An 18,924-nucleotide genomic window follows, 5' to 3' on the forward strand; every position below is an offset into this window, starting at 1 on the left:
ATATTTTGTTACATTAAACTTCGTTTCATCAGCAGCAATAACTTTTGCCCTTTCGCTTTTGCCTATTTACTAATATTCACTACTTTCGCAACTCGATTTAGAAAAGCATACCATGAGCACAAAATTTACTGAATACAAAGGACTTGACTTGCCAAAATCGGCAGATGAAGTGCTGGATTTTTGGAAGAAAGAAACGATATTTGAGAAAACGGTAACTACCCGTGAAGGGAATCCACCGTATGTGTTTTTTGAGGGGCCGCCTTCGGCAAATGGATTACCAGGAATTCACCACGTGATGGCACGTGCTATTAAAGATATTTTTTGTCGCTATAAAACTCAAAAAGGCTTTCAAGTAAAGCGTAAAGCTGGTTGGGATACGCACGGTTTGCCTGTAGAATTAGGTACTGAAAAAGAATTAGGGATTACCAAAGAAGACATTGGTAAAACCATTACCGTAGAAGAATACAACGAGGCGTGTAAACGCACCGTGATGCGCTATACCGATGTTTGGAACGACCTAACCGAAAAAATGGGGTATTGGGTCGACATGGAAGATCCGTATGTGACCTACAAACCCAAATACATGGAAACGGTTTGGTGGTTGTTGAAACAAATCTACAACAAGGATTTGATGTACAAGGGCTATACTATTCAGCCGTACTCGCCAAAAGCAGGAACCGGATTGTCATCGCATGAGGTGAACCAACCGGGTTCCTATCGTGACGTAACCGATACTACCATTGTAGCACAATTCAAAACCAAACCCGAATCCTTGCCAAGCTTTTTACAAGGATTTGGAGAGATTCATGTTTTGGCTTGGACAACAACTCCTTGGACCTTGCCATCCAATACGGCTTTAACCGTAGGTCCCAAAATTGATTATGTGTTGGTGAAAACCTTCAACCAATATACTTTTTTACCATCGAATGTCATTTTGGCTAAAAACTTGGTAGGAAAACAATTCGGTAAAACTTTCTTTGAATCGGCAGAAGCTGCTGATTTTGAAAATTTCAAAGCAGGAGATAAAAAAATCCCATATCAAATTTTGGCAGAAGCCAAAGGAGCAGACTTGGTTGGTATTCGTTACGAGCAATTGATGCCATTCGTATTACCTTATCAAAATGCTGAGGATGCTTTCCGCGTGATTGCAGGAGATTTTGTGACTACCGAAGACGGAACAGGAATTGTACATACCGCGCCTACTTTTGGTGCTGATGATGCGAAAGTGGCGAAAGAAGCTACTCCTGAAATACCGCCAATGTTGGTTTTAGACGAAAACGGCACGCCAGTTCCTTTAGTAGATTTACAAGGTAAATTCGTTAACGGATTGGGTGATTTGTCTGGGAAGTATGTTAAAAACGAATACTATAACGAAGGCGAAGCACCAGAGCGTTCTGCCGATGTGGAAATTGCCATTCAGTTAAAAGAAGAAAATAAAGCGTTCAAAGTAGAGAAATACGTCCACAGTTATCCACATTGTTGGAGAACAGACAAGCCTATTTTATATTACCCTTTGGACTCTTGGTTCATCAAGATTACCGAAGTGCGTGACCGCATGTTTGACTTGAACGATTCGATCAATTGGAAACCCAAAGCAACCGGAGAAGGACGTTTTGGGAACTGGTTGAAAAATGCGAACGATTGGAATTTATCGCGTTCAAGATATTGGGGAATTCCGTTGCCAATTTGGAGAACTGAAGACAAACAAGAAGAAATCTTGATTGGATCGGTAGAAGAATTGTACCACGAAATTGAAAAATCAATGGCTGCAGGTTTCCAAAAAACAAATCCGTTTGCTGGTTTTGAAATTGGAAATATGTCGGAAGCCAATTATGATTTGATTGACTTGCACAAAAATGTAGTGGACGAAATCACCTTGGTTTCGGCTTCAGGGAAACCAATGCAACGCGAAAGCGATTTGATTGACGTTTGGTTTGATTCGGGTGCAATGCCTTATGCACAATGGCATTACCCTTTTGAAAACAAAGAGTTGATTGACCAAAACAAATCGTTTCCAGCTGATTTTATCGCAGAAGGAGTCGATCAAACTCGAGGTTGGTTTTATACCTTACACGCTATCGGAACTTTGGTTTTCGACAAAATTGCCTACAAGAATGTGGTGTCAAACGGTTTGGTTTTAGACAAAAACGGGCAGAAAATGTCGAAACGTTTAGGAAATGCCGTTGATCCATTTGAAACTTTGAAAGAATACGGTCCAGATGCGACGCGTTGGTACATGATATCCAATGCGAATCCTTGGGACAACTTGAAATTTGACTTAGAAGGAATTGCTGAGGTACGTCGTAAATTTTTCGGAACATTGTACAATACGTATTCGTTCTTTAGTTTATATGCCAATATCGATGGATTTACCTATTCAGAAGCGGAGATTCCTTTGGCTGAACGCCCAGAAATTGACCGTTGGATCATTTCTGAATTGAATACCTTGATAAAAGACGTGGATGGTTTCTATGCCGATTATGAACCCACAAGAGCGGCTCGTGCGATTTCTGATTTTGTTCAGGAAAACTTGAGTAACTGGTATGTTCGTTTGTGTAGAAGACGTTTTTGGAAAGGGGAGTATGCGCAAGATAAAATCGCAGCCTATCAAACCTTGTACACTTGTTTGTTAAGCATAAGTAAACTGGCCGCACCAATTGCGCCATTTTACATGGACAAATTATACAGAGACTTAACACAAGCGACACATTCAGAAGGTTTTGAGAGCGTACATTTGGCACAATTTCCAGTATACGTTGAAAACTTTGTTGATAAATCGTTGGAGAGCAAAATGCAAAAAGCCCAAACGATTTCATCATTAGTGTTGTCTCTTCGTAAAAAAGAAATGATCAAAGTGCGTCAACCATTGCAAAAGGTAATGATTCCGGTACTTGACAACAGTCAAAGAGCTGAAATTGAAGCGGTTTCCGATTTGATTAAGGCCGAAGTAAACGTAAAAGAAATTGTACTTTTAGACGATGCTTCAGGGATTTTAGTCAAACAAATTAAACCTAATTTCAAGACATTAGGACCTCGTTTTGGCAAAGACATGGGCTTGATTTCTAAGGAAATACAGGGGTTTACGCCAGATCAAATTAATGAGTTGGAGCGTGAAGGTAATTTGGCTATTGTTATTGGAGGGAATACTGTATCTTTAACATTAGAAGATGTAGAAATAACATCTCAAGATATTGAGGGTTGGTTAGTGGCTAATTCGAATGGAATTACAGTGGCATTGGACATTACGATTTCGGCCGAATTAAAACAAGAAGGAATTGCCAGAGAATTGGTGAACCGAATCCAAAATATTCGTAAAGATTCAGGATTTGAAGTAACGGATAAGATTAGAGTGACTTTGCAACAAAATGCCGAATTACAAGCAGCAGTTGAGGCAAACGAAGAATACATCAAGTCAGAAACACTAACGGAAAGTTTGGTTTTTGAAAAGGAGGTAGCTAACGGATTAGAAATAGAATTTGACGATATAAAAACGAGAATAATAATTACTAAATAACGGAGTCATGGTAGATGAAATTGCAAGATACTCAGAAGCTGATTTAGCAGAATTTAAAGTATTAATCCAAAAGAAAATACAAAAAGCACAGGAAGATTTAGACTTGATCAAAAGTGCTTATATGAATGATTTGAATAATGGAACTGATGATACGTCGCCAACATTCAAAGCGTTTGAAGAAGGTAGCGAAACCATGTCTAAAGAAGCGAACTCGCAATTAGCGATTCGTCAAGAAAAGTTCATTCGCGATTTGAAAAACGCACTTTTCCGTGTAGAAAACAAAACGTACGGAGTGTGCAAAGTAACGGGTAAATTAATCAGCAAAGAAAGATTAATGATCGTACCGCATGCTACTATGAGTATCGAAGCAAAAAACATGCAACGATAAAAACAGCTTTTTTAGCTAACTATTCCAAATTCCAAGATCTTCTCAATAGAAATCTTGGAATTTGGAATTTTTATTTTTGGAAATTATTTACTTTTGCTGCATGAAAAACAATTCAATCTCTTTACGCAACGCTTATTTACTTGTAGTTCTTATACTCTTAGTAGATCAAGTGTCCAAAATTTATATTAAAACCAACTTCATACTTGGAGAGGAAGTGGAAGTGTTTTCATGGTTTAAAATTTATTTTATAGAAAACGAAGGTATGGCTTGGGGAACCAAAATTCCCGGCGAATATGGCAAATTAATTTTGACTGTTTTTCGTTTGTTCGCCGTTGCGGGGATTGGGTATTGGTTGTGGGATTCTATTACAAAAAGACAGAGTTCAAATTATTTGATTGTTGCCATCGTGTTGATTATGGCAGGTGCTTTCGGGAATATTATAGATTCTGTTTTTTATGGAGTGACCTTTGACGACAGTCAACAAAATGTAGCTACTTTGTTTTCAAATGAACCTTATGGAACTTGGTTTCATGGAAAAGTAGTCGACATGTTCTATTTTCCAATTTGGCAAGGTAATTTACCGTCATGGTTACCGATATGGGGAGGCAAAGAATTTACATTTTTCAACGCCATTTTTAATATTGCAGATGTAGCGATTTCAACCGGAGTTGGAATATTGCTTTTCTTTAATAAAAAAGCATTTCCACCACATCAAAAAGTAGTCTTATCCAAATAATTCTCCAGCCACGTCTTCAATTTTTGCTACAAGGCGAATCTTGATGCCGGTGTCTTTCAAAGCAATTTTGTTGTACTTGGAAACAAAAATGGTTGAAAAGCCTAATTTTTCAGCTTCTTGAATGCGTTGATCCACACGGTTTACAGGTCGAATCTCGCCAGAAAGTCCTACTTCGCCTGCAAAGCAAAAATCTTTATTGACAGGAATATCTTCATTGGAAGATAAAATAGCGGCAACAACGGCCAAATCAATAGCGGGATCGTCTACAGAAATTCCACCGGTAATATTGAGAAAAACGTCTTTGGCTCCCAATCTAAAACCAGCGCGTTTTTCTAAAACAGCCAATATCATATTCAGCCTTTTAGCATTGTATCCCGTCGTGCTGCGCTGCGGAGTTCCATACACAGCGGTGCTTACTAAGGCTTGTATTTCTAGCATTAAAGGACGCATGCCTTCTAAAGTGGTAGCAATAGCGGTTCCAGATAATTCTTCGTCTTTGTGCGAAATCAAAATCTCAGATGGATTCGATACCTCGCGCAAGCCGCTCCCTAACATCTCATAAATCCCAATTTCGGCAGTAGAACCAAAACGATTTTTCAGTGAACGCAAGATGCGGTACACATGATTTCGGTCGCCTTCAAATTGCAAAACGGTATCGACCATATGTTCCAAAATTTTCGGACCTGCAATGGTACCGTCTTTCGTAATATGACCAATTAAAATAACAGGAATATTGGTTTCTTTGGCAAACTTAATCAACTCAGCAGTTGTTTCTCTAATTTGAGAAATACTACCTGGCGTCGATTCAATATAATCGGTATGGAGTGTTTGAATCGAATCAATAATTACTATTTCAGGTTGGATCGTTTCAATTTGCTTGAAGATATTTTGAGTTTTGGTTTCGGTCAAAATATAGCAATTATCTCCATTTGGCGTAATACGTTCGGCACGCATTTTAATTTGTTTTTGACTTTCTTCACCAGAGACATACAGCGTTTTATAAGGTAAACTTAAGGATATTTGAAGCAAAAGCGTACTTTTTCCAATGCCCGGTTCACCTCCTAATAGGATTAAAGAGCCTGGAACAATTCCGCCCCCCAACACGCGATTAAGTTCATTGTCTGTAGTGTCTAAACGTATTTCTTGAGTAGAATCGATTTCATTTATTCGCAAAGGTTTTGGCGCTTTTCCAGCTGCTGTCGGTTCGCTTTTCCATGCTACTTTTTCTTGTTTCTGAACAATTTCTTCAGCAATAGTGTTCCATTCTTTGCAGGCATTACATTGTCCTTGCCATTTGGCGTATTGCGTTCCGCAGTTTTGACAGAAAAAAGTGGTTTTAACTTTCGACATAATTCTTGGAATAAATTGAATTCAAATTTACAGTAAAGTATGTTCTAAAAAAATTATTGGAAATAGATTGTTGATAAAACAAAAAACCACTCCTTTTGAGAGTGGTTTGGAAATGTATATGATCCTTAATTAAGTTAAGGAATTGTCGTTTTCATTTGGAAAAATGATCCATGGTTGAAAGGTTTTAGCCTCCTCAAACTCAAGTGTGGCATACGAAATGATGATAATAATATCGTCTTTTTGAACTTTTCGTGCAGCAGGTCCATTTAGAGTAATTGTCCCTGAATTTCGTTCTCCTTTAATAGCATAGGTTTCAAAACGCTCGCCATTATTTACGTTTACGATAGCTACTTTTTCACCTTCAATAATGTTAGAGGCTTCGAGTAAGGCTTCGTCAATAGTAATGCTGCCGATGTAATTTAAATCGGCTCCGGTTACTTTAACGCGGTGTATTTTTGATTTTACTACTTGAATTTGCATGGTGCAAAAGTAAATTAATTTAGTGAAATGGTATCAATCAATCGAATATTGTTAACAAAAACGGCAATAAATGCTCTATAATTTTTGTTTTCTTCTTTAGTAATAGAGGATAATAGCGTTTCTTCATCAGCAATTACAAAGTATTCCAAATCAAAAAGCGGATGATTTTCAAATGTTTGTTGAACCAATTGAATCGCACTTTCTATGGTTTCATTTTGAAAGAGTACTTTGGCTTGAAGCAACGTTTGATAAATTACACTGGCTTGATTTCGTTCTTCTAACGTCAAACGCTCGTTTCTTGAACTCATTGCAAGTTGATTAGCCTCTCTATAAATAGGACAGCCAATTATAGTAACGGGTAAGCTGTATTTGGCAACTAATTTTTTGACAATTTGTAATTGTTGAAAATCTTTTTCTCCAAAATACGCATTGGTTGGGGTTACAATTTCGAATAAACGCTTCACAATTGTTCCCACTCCATCAAAATGACCGGGTCTAAATTTGCCTTCCATTTGGTTTTCTAACCCGTCAAAATCAAAAGATTGCGAAATGGGCTTGCCATCATAAATATCGTCGACAGAGGGAGCATATACAATCATTTCTGGATTCAAAGCGGTAATTTTTCTTACGTCTTCTTCTAAAGTCCGTGGATATTTAGCTAAATCTTCTGGATTATTAAATTGGGTTGGATTGACAAAAATACTGACTACAGTATACCCATTTTCTCGGATGGAACGTTCCATTAATGCCAAGTGACCGTCATGTAATGCACCCATTGTTGGCACAAACCCAATAGTCGAATCTATAAATTGAGAAGAATTTAAATGCGCTATTAATGGAGCTTTTCCGTAGAAAATGTGCATGTTAGATGTTTTAAATGGAGGGCAAATTTAACATATTTGTGATTAAGTGCATAAATTTTTGTAAATTTGCTCGGTTTTTATTGCCATAAAATAGTTATACAATATTATGAAAGACAAGAGGATATTATATGTATCATCTGAAGTTGTTCCTTATCTTGATGAGAATGAGGTTTCTTTGATGTCCTACGATGTACCGAAAATGATTAATGATCAAGGCGGACAAATTAGAATTTTTATGCCAAGATATGGCAATATCAATGAAAGAAGACATCAATTACATGAGGTAATTCGACTTTCAGGAATGAATTTGGTAGTAAATGATTTGGATATGCCTTTGATTATTAAGGTGGCATCCATTCCAAAAGAAAGAATCCAAGTCTATTTTATTGATAATGACGAGTATTTTAAGCGCAAAGCAACATTCACTGATGAAGCAGGTACAATGTATCCTGATAACGATGAACGTGCTATCTTTTTCGCAAAAGGTGTTGTAGAAACGGTTAAAAAATTAAACTGGGTTCCAGATATTATTCATGTTCACGGATGGATGGCAGCAATGTTACCTATTTATATGAAGCATTTTTATAAAAACGAAGCTTTGTTTTCTGACACTAAAATCGTTACATCGGTATACAGTCAGTCTTTCGAAGGTACTTTAGATGCTGAAATGATTAATAAAGTTAAATTTGATAATGTGCCTTTGGAGTCAATTCTAGACTTAGAAGTTCCTGACTATGAAAACATTATTAAAGCAACAGTTAAACATTCAGATGCTGTAATTATTGCTTCTGAAAATCTATCGCCAAGTTTAACAAAATTTATAGAATCTTCAGGAAAACCTTTTTTACCTTTCCAATCGAAAGAAGTATTTGCTGAGGCATATACTAACTTCTATAAAAACGAGGTTCTTTAGAAATTAAACTTTATTTAAAACATGCATACCACTTCTTTTTTTAAAAGAATACTTTTTGTTGTTAGTGTTCTATTTTTATATTCTTGCGACAAAGAATACAATGCGATTGGCGCCGATTTATTAGGAGAAAATCATTTTGATTTTTTACAATACTCATCAGATGTAGTAGCACACAATCAAAAAATAGGACCTGTTGACGCAACTAATCTTCCAATAAATGCTTTAGGAATCTATAATGATCCTGCGTTTGGAAAAACTACTGCTCATTTTGCTACACAATTGAACTTAGCTGCTTTAGCACCAACAATTGGAACTAATGCTGTTGTTGATAGTGTGTATTTATCAGTTCCGTATTTTAGTACCTTAAAAACAACTAATACAGACGGAAGTCATGTATATGAATTGGACTCTATTTATGGCGGTCAAGCGCCAGTAAAATTAAGTGTATTTGAGTCTAACTATTTTATGAGAGATCTTGATCCTTCTACTAGTTTTACAGAAAGTCAGTCCTTTTACACAGATCAAACAGCACTATTTGAAAATGCTAAAATAGGTTCTCGATTAAATAATGCAACTAGCGTTGCTCAAAATGATGCTTTCTTCTTTGATTCTAAAGAGATTGTTCAAAAAACAATTGCCTCAGACGGTAAAGCGACTCTTGCTCGTTCTGTTCCAGCAATGCGTTTAAAGTTAAATAATAGTTTTTTTGCTGCCAAAATATTGAATGCTCCCGCTGCTAAATTAGCAACAAATGATGCGTTTAAGGAGTATTTTAGAGGGTTGTATTTTAAAATAGAAACTGTTTCTGGCAGTGCAGGAAGTATGGCAATGATGAACTTCAAAGCAGGTAAAATTACAATTAGCTATACAGAAGATTTAGTTACTAACGGAGTTACTACTAGAGTTCCTAAAACATTGGATCTTAATTTAAATGGAAATTCGGTGAGTTTACTTGATCAGACGAATACTAATTCGGCTTATTCAAATGCAGTGAACAACCCTAACACTTCATTGGGAGATGCTAGTTTATATCTCAAGGGTGGAGAAGGCGCAATGACGGTAATTGATTTGTTCAAAACACCAGGCGAATTAAATTTAATTCGTACCAAAGGTTGGTTAATTAATGAAGCCAATTTAGTTTTTCATATTGATGCTGAAAAAATGGCATCAAGTAATGAACCCAATCGCGTTTATTTATATGACTTAACGAATAACCGTCCCGTTGTAGATTACTTTTTAGACGTTACAAATGCAACAGATGTTAAGAAATCAAAATATGTTTTCAGTGGACTTATTAATAAAGAGGCTGTAACAAACGGAAGAGGTCAAACCTATAAAATTAGAATTACGAATCAAATTCGTAATCTAGTGAAATATGCCGATTCAACAAATGTGAAATTAGGTTTAGTAGTTACAGAAAACATTGGTGAGACTGGTTTTTCTAAATTAAAAACGCCTAATAGTTTTACCAAAAAATTACCCAAAGCTACAGTTATGAATCCTCTTGGTACAGTATTGTATGGTAGTCATCCTTCTGTACCAGTAGATAAAAGAGTGAAACTTCAAATTTATTATACAAAACCTAATTAGACTAAATATATGTGTGGAATAGTTGGATACATTGGTTATAGAGAAGCTTATCCTATAGTAATTAAAGGATTAAAAAGATTAGAATACCGCGGTTATGATAGTGCAGGTGTCATGTTATATGATGGTGAAAACTTGAAATTATCCAAGACCAAAGGAAAAGTTTCCGATCTTGAAGCAAAAGCAGCTACTGAAATCACTACCAATGGCACTATTGGAATGGGTCATACACGATGGGCAACACATGGTGTGCCAAATGATGTAAACTCTCATCCGCATCTTTCTAATTCAGGGGACTTAGCTATTATTCATAACGGAATTATAGAAAATTATGCGCCATTAAAAGAAGAGTTGATCAAAAGAGGATACGTTTTCCATTCAGATACAGATTCAGAAGTATTGGTTAATTTGATCGAAGAAATTCAACTAAAAGAAAATTTAAAATTAGGAAAAGCAGTTCAGGTAGCCTTAAACCAAGTAGTTGGGGCCTATGCTATTGCTGTTTTTGACAAAAAAACCCCAAATGAAATTGTTGCCGCACGTTTAGGAAGTCCTTTGGCAATTGGTGTGGGCGAAGGAGAATATTTTATTGCTTCGGATGCATCGCCTTTTATTGAGTATACTTCCAATGCGGTTTATTTAGAAGATGGAGAAATGGCGAACATCAGGTTGCACAAACCGATGAAAGTTCGTAAAATCAAAGATGACTCTATCGTGGATCCTTATATTCAAGAACTTCAAATGAATTTGGAGCAAATAGAAAAAGGAGGGTACGACCATTTCATGTTGAAAGAAATTTACGAACAACCGAATGTAATTAAAGATACGTACAGAGGAAGGCTTCACGCCAATGAAGGATTAATTCAAATGGCTGGTGTTGAAGATAATTTGGAAAAATTTCTGAATGCGGATCGAATTATCATTATAGCTTGTGGAACGTCGTGGCACGCAGGTTTAGTAGCTGAATATGTTTTTGAAGAATTTACAAGAATTCCAGTTGAGGTAGAATACGCTTCTGAATTTAGATATAGAAACCCGATTATCGGTAAAAAAGACGTTGTAATTGCAATCTCTCAATCAGGAGAAACAGCCGATACAATGGCTGCAATAAAATTAGCCAAAGAAAATGGCGCCTTCGTATTTGGCGTATGTAATGTTGTTGGTTCGTCTATATCTAGAGAATCACATGCGGGAGCTTATACTCATGCAGGACCAGAAATTGGTGTAGCTTCAACAAAAGCATTCACAACACAAATTACAGTTTTGACAATGATTGCGTTGCGTTTGGCTAAAGCCAAAGGGACTTTATCTAAATCAGATTTCCATCACTACTTACAAGAATTAGAAATAATTCCTGAGAAAGTGAAAGAAGCGTTACAAACGAATGATAGAACAAAAGAAATTGCGGAAACATTCAAAGACGCACATAATTGTTTGTATTTAGGAAGAGGGTATAATTTCCCGGTTGCTTTAGAAGGAGCATTGAAGTTAAAAGAGATTTCGTACATTCATGCTGAAGGTTATCCTGCAGCCGAAATGAAGCACGGCCCAATCGCTTTGATTGACGAGCAAATGCCTGTAGTAGTTATTGCGCCTAAACAAGGTCATTACGATAAAATTGTAAGTAATATCCAAGAGATTAAATCAAGAAGTGGACGAATAATTGCTGTGGTAACAAAAGGAGATACACAAGTACGTGAACTAGCAGACTATGTAATCGAAATTCCTGAAACATCAGATGCTTTATCGCCATTAATCACAACAATCCCATTACAATTATTATCCTATCATATAGCGGTAATGAGAGGTTGTAATGTGGACCAACCGAGAAATTTGGCTAAATCAGTTACGGTGGAATAATTAATTCAAATGGAATAGATATAAAAAAGCAAGTTTTTACTTGCTTTTTTTGTTTGGTGTAATTTTGATTTATATAATCTAATTAGCTTCATCTCATTTAAAAACAACATCGATAGCAAATACAGATTAGTCAAAATGAGTAACATTAGTTGACAAATGTGAAATTTTTACAGCGCAATTTTAGTAATAGTCAAAAATATTTGTATTTTAGTCGCATAAACCAACAAAATTTTAACCAATGAGAGTATACTTACTTTTTTTGACCTTGTTTTTTTGTAGCATTTCATTTGCTCAAAATTCAATTTCAGGTACTGTTTCAGACAGTAAAAAACAACCTATCCCAGGAGCCAACATTAAAGTTGTTGGAACCAATTCAGGGGCAATTAGTGATTTTGACGGAAAATTTGTTTTAAACACGTCTCAAAAATTACCATTTCAAATTGAAATTTCTGCCTTAGGTTTCGGATCTAAAAAAATTAGTGTTACAACCGCTAATCAAAAAGTGAGTGTAACGCTTCAAGATGAAGAAACAAAATTAAATGAAATTGTTGTTTCTGCATCTAGAACTCCAGAGCGTGTTTTAGAATCTCCTGTAACCATTGAAAGAATGGGTATTGCTGATATCAAGAAAACAGCTTCGGCCACTTTTTACGAGGGATTAGAAAACTTGAAAGAGGTTCAAATGAACACAAGTAGTATGTCTTTCAAATCAATAAACACAAGAGGTTTTGCTACTGTAGCAAACGTTCGTTTCATGCAATTAGTGGATGGAATGGATAACTCTTCTCCATTATTGAACTTTGTGATTGGAAACATGATCGGTGTTTCTGAAATTGATGTTCAGAGTGTGGAATTGCTTCCAGGAGCTTCATCTGCTTTGTATGGTGCCAATGCGTTTAATGGAATTTTGTTCATGAATAGTAAAAGTCCATTTACAAGTCAAGGAATTAGAGCGTATGCTAAATATGGTCAAACTAGTCAACAAGCGGCTGGGGTTAATGATTATTTAGATTATGGTGTTAGAATGGCTAAAGCTTTTAGTCCTTATTTTGCAGCTAAAGCCAACTTCACTTACATGAAAGCGACCGATTGGTATGCAACTAATTATGATGATAAAACAACTTTTGGACGCGATAGAGGTCATATTAATTATGATGGTATTAACGTTTATGGAGATGAAGTGTCTACTAATATTAAAGGAGTAGGTAATGCATTGGCTTCAATGGGAAGAATCCCTGCAGGAGCTGTAAATTTATTGCCAAACACCAATGTAAGTAGAACGGGATACAATGAGATTGATTTGACAGATAATAAAGCGTCCAATACAAAAATTGATTTCTCTTTCCATTTACGCCCATTTGGAGATGAGAAATTAGAAGTAATTTGGCAAAGTAAATTTGGTTTTGGTAACGCTGTGTATCAAGGAGCCAATAGATATTATTTGAATAACTTTTTTATGCAACAACATAAATTGGAGTTCAAAGGGAAAAACTTTTTTGTTAGAGGATATACTACTACTGAAGATGGTGGTAAATCATACGATATGTTGTTCACAGGGATTAATGTGAACCGTCAATGGAAAGCCGATAGCCAATGGTTTGGAGAATATGCAGGAGCATATATTTCTTCAACTTTAGGAGGTATGACTCCTGAAAACGCGCACAAAGTGGCTAGATCAGTTGCAGATACAGGAAGATTGTTACCGGGTTCAGCTGGATTTAAAACAGCCTTTGATAAAGTTACCAATGAAGCCAGTGTACTTTCTGGATCTAAATTAGTGGATAATTCAAGAATTTACCACTCTGATGCTAATTACAACTTTAAAGACGTGATCAAATTTGCTGAGATTCAAGTTGGAGGATCGTTTAGAGCGTATCAATTGAATTCTTCAGGTAGAATTTATACTGATGCTGATGGACCAATCAATTACAATGAATATGGTGCATATACTCAATTAACAAAAAAATTAGTGGATGACAGATTGAAATTTACGGGATCTATTCGTTATGATAAATCTAAAAATTTCGAAGGAAATTATTCACCAAGAGTATCCTTAGTGTATTCTGCTGGAGAAAGTAGAAAACACAATTTCAGAGCGTCATTCCAAACAGGTTTTAGAAATCCATCTACTCAAGATCAGTATATTGGATTTAATGTTGGAAGTGCAATTTTGTTAGGATCAGCTCCTGATAACTTGACACGATATAAAGAAACTTTACCAGTTTCAACGACAACAGGTCAGTTTTTTGCTGGTGGAACATCGGTTAATATTACGGGGTTGAATGCCTACAATAATTCTTATACTGCAGCTTCAGTTGCAGCGCTTACAGCAACAGGAAATCCTGCATTATTGAAAAAAACCAATTTAGCTTTTGTAAAACCTGAAGAAGTAAAAGCAATCGAATTAGGATACCGTTCTTTTATTAAAGATATGTCTGTAGATATTAATGGTTACTATAATGTATATAATAACTTTATTGGAAACTTAAATGTAGTGGCGCCATTATATGGTAAAGCACAAGATGCTCCAAATCCAGCTGGGGGAGCAACTGATTTAGGTACACAATCACTTCACGCTTTAACAAACGGTAATTATAGAGCATTCCAATTATATACTAATACAAAAGTAGAAATCAAGTCACTTGGTTTTGGTTTAGGATTAGCTAAAAAAGTGTACAAAGACTTTGAATTAGGTGTGAATTATAATTATGCTGAATTTAATTTTGATCAATCTCAAGACGCAAGTTTTGAAGCAGGATTTAACACTCCTAAACACAGAGTTAAAGCTTCATTTGGTAATGAAAAATTATTTGAAAATTTTGGATTTAATGTAAGCGGAAGATGGAATAGTGAGTACTTATGGCAATCTACAATGGCAGATGGCATGATTGCTTCAGCTACAGTTATTGACGCTCAGGTAAACTATGTTTTCCCAAAATTAAAATCAACTCTAAAAATTGGAGCAGCTAATATTGGAGGTAAAGAATACATTCAGGTATTAGGAGCAGGATCAATTGGTCAACAATATTTCGCTTCATGGACTATTAATCCATAATTTGACTATTAATTAAAAAAATACAATTATGATAAAAAATTTCAAATGGCTATTATTGGTTTCATTGACCTTTGTAGCATGTACTAATAATGACGATATACTTGTACTGGAGGAACCTGTTTCGGCAGGGTCGGCTAATTTTACAAAATATGTTGCTCTTGGGGATTCATTTGCCGCAGGATATAGTGATGGGGCTTTGTTTGTTGAAGGTCAAAAAGGCGCCTATCCCAATATATTGGCTCAGCAATTTGCTGCTGCTGGAGGGGGTGCGTTTAGTACGCCATTAATGGCAGATAATATAGGCGGACTTTTATTAGGAGGGAATGTTATAGCAGGACAACGTTTGTATTTCAACGGATCGGCTCCAGTTGCTGTTTCAGGTGCGCCATCAACAAATGTAGCAACGAAGTTAACAGGGCCGTTTAATAATTTAGGTGTGCCGGGTGCTAAAAGTTACCATTTAGTTGCGGCTGGTTATGGAAATGTTGCTGGTGTAGCTGCAGGATTGGCTAATCCATATTATGCTCGTTTTGCAACTTCTGCTACATCAACTGTCTTAGCTGATGCTGTAGCCCAAACACCTACTTTCTTTTCTTTATGGATTGGAGGTAATGATGTATTAGGATATGCTACCTCTGGAGGAATTGGTGTCAATCGAACAGGAAATGTAGATCCTTCATCATATGGTTCAAATGATATTACTGACCCAGGAGTTTTTGCATATGCTTATAATGCATTAATTACCAATTTAACAGCTAATAGCGCTAAAGGAGTTGTGGCTAATTTACCATATGTGAGTACATTGCCTTATTTTACGACAGTGCCTTTTAATCCATTATCTACATCAGTACTTGGTGGCGGTAACGTAGCAGTTGGTCAAGCAACAATTACACAATTGAATACCTTATTATACGGTCCTTTAAAATCTGCATTAACCTATTTTGGAGCAGGTGATAGAATCAATTTGCTTTCTACTACAGTAGCCAATCCTGTTCTTATTAAAGACGAATCATTGCCTAACTTATCAGCACAATTAACAGCTGCTTTTACTCCAACATTAGGGGCTCAAACGGCGGCTTTTTATGGAGCTGTTTTTGGTCAAGCGCGTCAAGCAACTGCTACAGACTTAGTGTTGTTGCCAACGCAATCTGCAATTGGTGCTGCTCCAACTGCCACTAACTCTGGATTAGGTATCGCGCCACCATCTCCATTAGATAAATTTGGAATCACATTTCCGTTGCAAGATACGCATGTGTTAATTCCGTCTGAGATAGCTGAAATTAAAGTTGCTACAGATGCTTATAATGTAAGTATTAAAGCTATAGCAGATGCTAAAGGCTTAGCTTTTGTGGATGCAAAAGCAATCATGGATAAATTATCAACTACAGGAATTGTAGGAAATAATTTTACAATGACCTCTTCTTATGTTTTTGGAGGTTCTTTCTCTTTAGACGGAGTTCACCCAAGCCCAAGAGGATATGCGCTTATTGCTAATGCATTTATAGATGCAATTAACTCAAAATATTCTTCTACTTTAAAGAAAGTAGACCTTGGAAAATACAGAATTTTATTCCCAGCTAGTTTGTAATCAAATTGCTTACATAATTCAAAATAAAAAACCACTACACTTAAGTAGTGGTTTTTTTATTTACAGGAAAAATACCCTGATTTTTTTAAAAAAAATTATTGATTTTATATTTTAAAAATTATCTTTGCACTCTGTAAAAAGTATTTAATCGAGGACTTTCGGTTAAGTCCATTTCATAAACCTAAATAGCTATTTAATAAATACATAAGTAATGTCTAAAGTAATAGGAAAAGTTGCCCAAATCATTGGTCCAGTAGTTGACGTTGTTTTCAACGGTAAAGATGTTGAACTTCCAAAAATTTATGATTCGTTAGAAATCACAAGAAAAGATGGAACCATCTTGGTTCTTGAAGTACAATCACACATTGGTGAAAATACCGTTCGTACCATTTCGATGGACTCAACAGATGGTTTGAGTAGAGGTTATGAAGTTGTAGGAACAGGTAATCCAATCCAAATGCCAATTGGTCCAGACGTTTACGGACGTTTGTTCAACGTAATTGGAGATGCTATTGACGGTTTAGGAAACTTACCAAAAACAGGAGAAAATGGATTGTCAATCCATAGAGCTGCTCCAAAATTCGAAGATTTATCAACTTCATCTGAAGTTTTATTTACAGGTATTAAAGTAATCGATTTGATTGAGCCTTATGCAAAAGGAGGAAAAATTGGATTGTTTGGTGGTGCTGGAGTAGGTAAAACAGTATTGATTCAAGAGTTGATTAACAATATTGCAAAAGGTCACGGTGGACTTTCAGTATTCGCAGGAGTAGGAGAAAGAACACGTGAAGGAAATGACTTACTTCGTGAGATGTTAGAGTCAGGAATTATTAAATACGGAGACGATTTCATGCACTCTATGGAAAATGGAGGATGGGATTTGTCTAAAGTAGATATGCCAGGAATGAGAGAGTCAAAAGCTACTTTCGTTTTTGGACAAATGAATGAACCACCAGGAGCTCGTGCTCGTGTAGCACTTTCTGGATTATCTATCGCTGAGTATTTCCGTGATGGAGCTGGATCAGATCAAGGGAAAGACGTATTGTTCTTCGTGGATAACATCTTCCGTTTTACACAAGCAGGTTCTGAGGTATCGGCACTTTTAGGTCGTATGCCATCTGCAGTAGGATATCAACCAACATTAGCCACTGAAATGGGAGCTATGCAAGAGCGTATTACTTCTACAAACAAAGGATCAATTACTTCTGTACAAGCGGTTTACGTACCAGCGGATGACTTAACTGACCCGGCGCCAGCAACAACATTTGCTCACTTAGATGCAACAACGGTATTGTCTCGTAAAATTGCTGAGTTAGGTATTTATCCTGCGGTAGATCCATTGGATTCTACTTCAAGAATCTTAACGCCACAAATCTTAGGAGATGAGCACTACGATTGCGCACAAAGAGTAAAAGAGATTCTACAGAAATACAAACAATTACAAGATATCATCGCGATCCTTGGTATGGAAGAGTTATCTGAAGAAGATAAATTATCTGTATCTAGAGCACGTCGTGTACAACGTTTCTTATCTCAACCATTCCACGTTGCGGAGCAATTTACAGGAATTCCAGGGGTATTAGTTGACATTAAAGATACTATCAAAGGATTTAACATGATTATTGATGGTGAATTAGATCACTTGCCAGAAGCTGCTTTCAACCTTAAAGGGACTATTGAACAAGCAATTGAGGCTGGAGAAAAAATGTTGGCAGAAGCGTAATCAATTAGCACTTTGTAATTAGGATTATTAAGGTAATACTAATCACTTAGAACTAGTTACTAATCACTAAAAAAATGATTTTAGAAATAGTATCACCAGAGGCAAAGTTATTTTCAGGAGAGATTACTTCATTATACCTCCCAGGAGTTGATGGAGATTTTCAAATCTTGAACAATCACGCGCCAATTGTTTCTTTGCTTAAGAAAGGGACTGTAAAAATTGCAGCGCCAAGTTTTACGCTTTCTAAAGAAGCATCAGCTAAATTAACGAAAGTAAATGACCAATTGTACACTTTAGCAGTGGAGTCAGGAACAATCGAAATGAAAGACAATAAAGTAATTCTATTAGCGGACTAATACGAATTAAGATGTATAAAAAAAGCCTAACATTTGTTAGGCTTTTTTGTTTTATACCATTACTGTTGAGAGCAATAATTACTATTGTGTTTTCCTGCTATAACCAAAGCGCCAGCAACCAAAACCAGATTTTTGATAATGTATTGACCTACTAGAGTTGGACGGTACGGAAATGCATCAAAACAAGCCTCTGTTAAAATAAATAATGGGAAAATAGTAGCAATCATATGCAACAACAATAATACTATGGTTAGCGGCACTAATCGTTTGATCAATAGTCCTAATCCAATTAGTACTTCGCACAGTCCAAGTACTGGAATGAAAATTTCCGGCTTGAACCAAAAAACAGTTTCCTCTACTAGATCACCTGCAGGGCTTATACCGATTATTTTTAATGCGCCAAACCAAATGTAAACAATGGCTAAAGCGATTCGCATTATGATAATGCTATGTCGTTCAATTTTTTCACTAAAGGAACTATAGAAGGAGTTGAAATGTTGTGTCATGAGAA

The 18,924-nt window shown here is 36.2% G+C and carries 14 protein-coding genes; 10 read left to right on the forward strand and 4 right to left on the reverse strand.

Going from position 1 to position 18,924, the window contains the following annotated elements; all coding sequences use genetic code 11:
* The first annotated feature begins 112 nt into the window (after nt 1–112).
* From ileS to LPC21_RS03410, 3 genes are all read left to right on the forward strand, one after another.
* On the forward strand, nt 113–3,514 hold the full coding sequence (gene ileS, locus LPC21_RS03400) for an isoleucine--tRNA ligase (RefSeq protein WP_229318104.1): 3,402 nt from the start codon (nt 113–115) through the stop codon (nt 3,512–3,514).
* Nucleotides 3,515–3,521: 7 nt separating this feature from the next.
* On the forward strand, nt 3,522–3,902 hold the full coding sequence (locus LPC21_RS03405) for a TraR/DksA family transcriptional regulator (RefSeq protein ID WP_229318105.1): 381 nt from the start codon (nt 3,522–3,524) through the stop codon (nt 3,900–3,902).
* A gap of 115 nt (nt 3,903–4,017) precedes the next feature.
* Nucleotides 4,018–4,638, forward strand: a complete 621-nt coding sequence (locus LPC21_RS03410; protein WP_229318543.1) for a lipoprotein signal peptidase — start codon at nt 4,018–4,020, stop codon at nt 4,636–4,638.
* Here the strand turns inward: LPC21_RS03410 and radA are convergent.
* The 3 genes from radA to panC all read right to left on the reverse strand — a co-directional run bounded on the left by radA (nt 4,627) and on the right by panC (nt 7,331).
* Nucleotides 4,627–5,988 carry a DNA repair protein RadA gene (gene radA, locus LPC21_RS03415; RefSeq protein ID WP_229318106.1) on the reverse strand — a complete coding sequence of 454 codons (1,362 nt, stop codon included), beginning with the start codon at nt 5,986–5,988 and terminating at the stop codon, nt 4,627–4,629. The genes LPC21_RS03410 and radA overlap by 12 nt on opposite strands.
* Nucleotides 5,989–6,117: 129 nt before the next feature.
* Nucleotides 6,118–6,468, reverse strand: a complete 351-nt coding sequence (panD, locus tag LPC21_RS03420; RefSeq protein ID WP_229318107.1) for an aspartate 1-decarboxylase — start codon at nt 6,466–6,468, stop codon at nt 6,118–6,120.
* Nucleotides 6,469–6,482: 14 nt separating this feature from the next.
* The gene (gene panC, locus LPC21_RS03425; RefSeq protein ID WP_229318108.1) at nt 6,483–7,331 is read right to left on the reverse strand and encodes a pantoate--beta-alanine ligase; all 849 of its coding nucleotides are present in this window, start codon (nt 7,329–7,331) and stop codon (nt 6,483–6,485) included.
* Between the two features lie 106 nt (nt 7,332–7,437).
* Between panC and LPC21_RS03430 the strand changes: the two genes are divergently transcribed.
* From LPC21_RS03430 to LPC21_RS03460, 7 genes are all read left to right on the forward strand, one after another.
* Entirely contained in the window at nt 7,438–8,244 is an 807-nt protein-coding gene (locus LPC21_RS03430; protein ID WP_229318109.1) for a glycogen/starch synthase, read from the forward strand.
* Nucleotides 8,245–8,265: 21 nt separating this feature from the next.
* Complete coding sequence (locus LPC21_RS03435; RefSeq protein WP_229318110.1) at nt 8,266–9,834, forward strand: BamH family beta-barrel-assembly machinery protein; 1,569 nt, start codon at nt 8,266–8,268, stop codon at nt 9,832–9,834.
* Nucleotides 9,835–9,843: 9 nt separating this feature from the next.
* Complete coding sequence (gene glmS / locus LPC21_RS03440; protein ID WP_229318111.1) at nt 9,844–11,691, forward strand: glutamine--fructose-6-phosphate transaminase (isomerizing); 1,848 nt, start codon at nt 9,844–9,846, stop codon at nt 11,689–11,691.
* 238 nt (nt 11,692–11,929) lie between these two features.
* On the forward strand, nt 11,930–14,746 hold the full coding sequence (locus tag LPC21_RS03445; protein ID WP_229318112.1) for a TonB-dependent receptor domain-containing protein: 2,817 nt from the start codon (nt 11,930–11,932) through the stop codon (nt 14,744–14,746).
* A 28-nt stretch (nt 14,747–14,774) separates the two neighbouring features.
* The gene (locus LPC21_RS03450) at nt 14,775–16,334 is read left to right on the forward strand and encodes an SGNH/GDSL hydrolase family protein (protein WP_229318113.1); all 1,560 of its coding nucleotides are present in this window, start codon (nt 14,775–14,777) and stop codon (nt 16,332–16,334) included.
* A gap of 211 nt (nt 16,335–16,545) precedes the next feature.
* Nucleotides 16,546–18,057, forward strand: coding sequence for a F0F1 ATP synthase subunit beta (atpD, locus tag LPC21_RS03455; protein ID WP_229318114.1), 1,512 nt, complete (start codon nt 16,546–16,548; stop codon nt 18,055–18,057).
* Nucleotides 18,058–18,131: 74 nt separating this feature from the next.
* Nucleotides 18,132–18,413, forward strand: coding sequence for a F0F1 ATP synthase subunit delta/epsilon (locus tag LPC21_RS03460; RefSeq protein WP_229318115.1), 282 nt, complete (start codon nt 18,132–18,134; stop codon nt 18,411–18,413).
* A gap of 59 nt (nt 18,414–18,472) precedes the next feature.
* Here the strand turns inward: LPC21_RS03460 and LPC21_RS03465 are convergent, their stop codons facing one another.
* A complete protein-coding gene (locus tag LPC21_RS03465) occupies nt 18,473–18,919 on the reverse strand; it encodes a DoxX family membrane protein (protein ID WP_229318116.1) in 447 nt (148 codons plus the stop codon).
* Nucleotides 18,920–18,924 lie beyond the last annotated feature (5 nt).

The organism is Flavobacterium ammoniigenes (genome assembly GCF_020886055.1).
GTDB lineage: Bacteria > Bacteroidota > Bacteroidia > Flavobacteriales > Flavobacteriaceae > Flavobacterium > Flavobacterium ammoniigenes.

What these genes read in the sequence shown, in the direction of transcription:
- ileS (WP_229318104.1), top strand. Translation starts at nt 113, where the DNA reads ATGAGCACAAAATTTACTGAATACAAAGGACTTGACTTGCCAAAATCG.
- LPC21_RS03405 (WP_229318105.1), top strand. Translation starts at nt 3,522, where the DNA reads ATGGTAGATGAAATTGCAAGATACTCAGAAGCTGATTTAGCAGAATTT.
- radA (WP_229318106.1), bottom strand. Translation starts at nt 5,988, where the DNA reads ATGTCGAAAGTTAAAACCACTTTTTTCTGTCAAAACTGCGGAACGCAA.
- panD (WP_229318107.1), bottom strand. Translation starts at nt 6,468, where the DNA reads ATGCAAATTCAAGTAGTAAAATCAAAAATACACCGCGTTAAAGTAACC.
- panC (WP_229318108.1), bottom strand. Translation starts at nt 7,331, where the DNA reads ATGCACATTTTCTACGGAAAAGCTCCATTAATAGCGCATTTAAATTCT.
- LPC21_RS03430 (WP_229318109.1), top strand. Translation starts at nt 7,438, where the DNA reads ATGAAAGACAAGAGGATATTATATGTATCATCTGAAGTTGTTCCTTAT.
- LPC21_RS03435 (WP_229318110.1), top strand. Translation starts at nt 8,266, where the DNA reads ATGCATACCACTTCTTTTTTTAAAAGAATACTTTTTGTTGTTAGTGTT.
- glmS (WP_229318111.1), top strand. Translation starts at nt 9,844, where the DNA reads ATGTGTGGAATAGTTGGATACATTGGTTATAGAGAAGCTTATCCTATA.
- LPC21_RS03445 (WP_229318112.1), top strand. Translation starts at nt 11,930, where the DNA reads ATGAGAGTATACTTACTTTTTTTGACCTTGTTTTTTTGTAGCATTTCA.
- LPC21_RS03450 (WP_229318113.1), top strand. Translation starts at nt 14,775, where the DNA reads ATGATAAAAAATTTCAAATGGCTATTATTGGTTTCATTGACCTTTGTA.
- atpD (WP_229318114.1), top strand. Translation starts at nt 16,546, where the DNA reads ATGTCTAAAGTAATAGGAAAAGTTGCCCAAATCATTGGTCCAGTAGTT.
- LPC21_RS03460 (WP_229318115.1), top strand. Translation starts at nt 18,132, where the DNA reads ATGATTTTAGAAATAGTATCACCAGAGGCAAAGTTATTTTCAGGAGAG.
- LPC21_RS03465 (WP_229318116.1), bottom strand. Translation starts at nt 18,919, where the DNA reads ATGACACAACATTTCAACTCCTTCTATAGTTCCTTTAGTGAAAAAATT.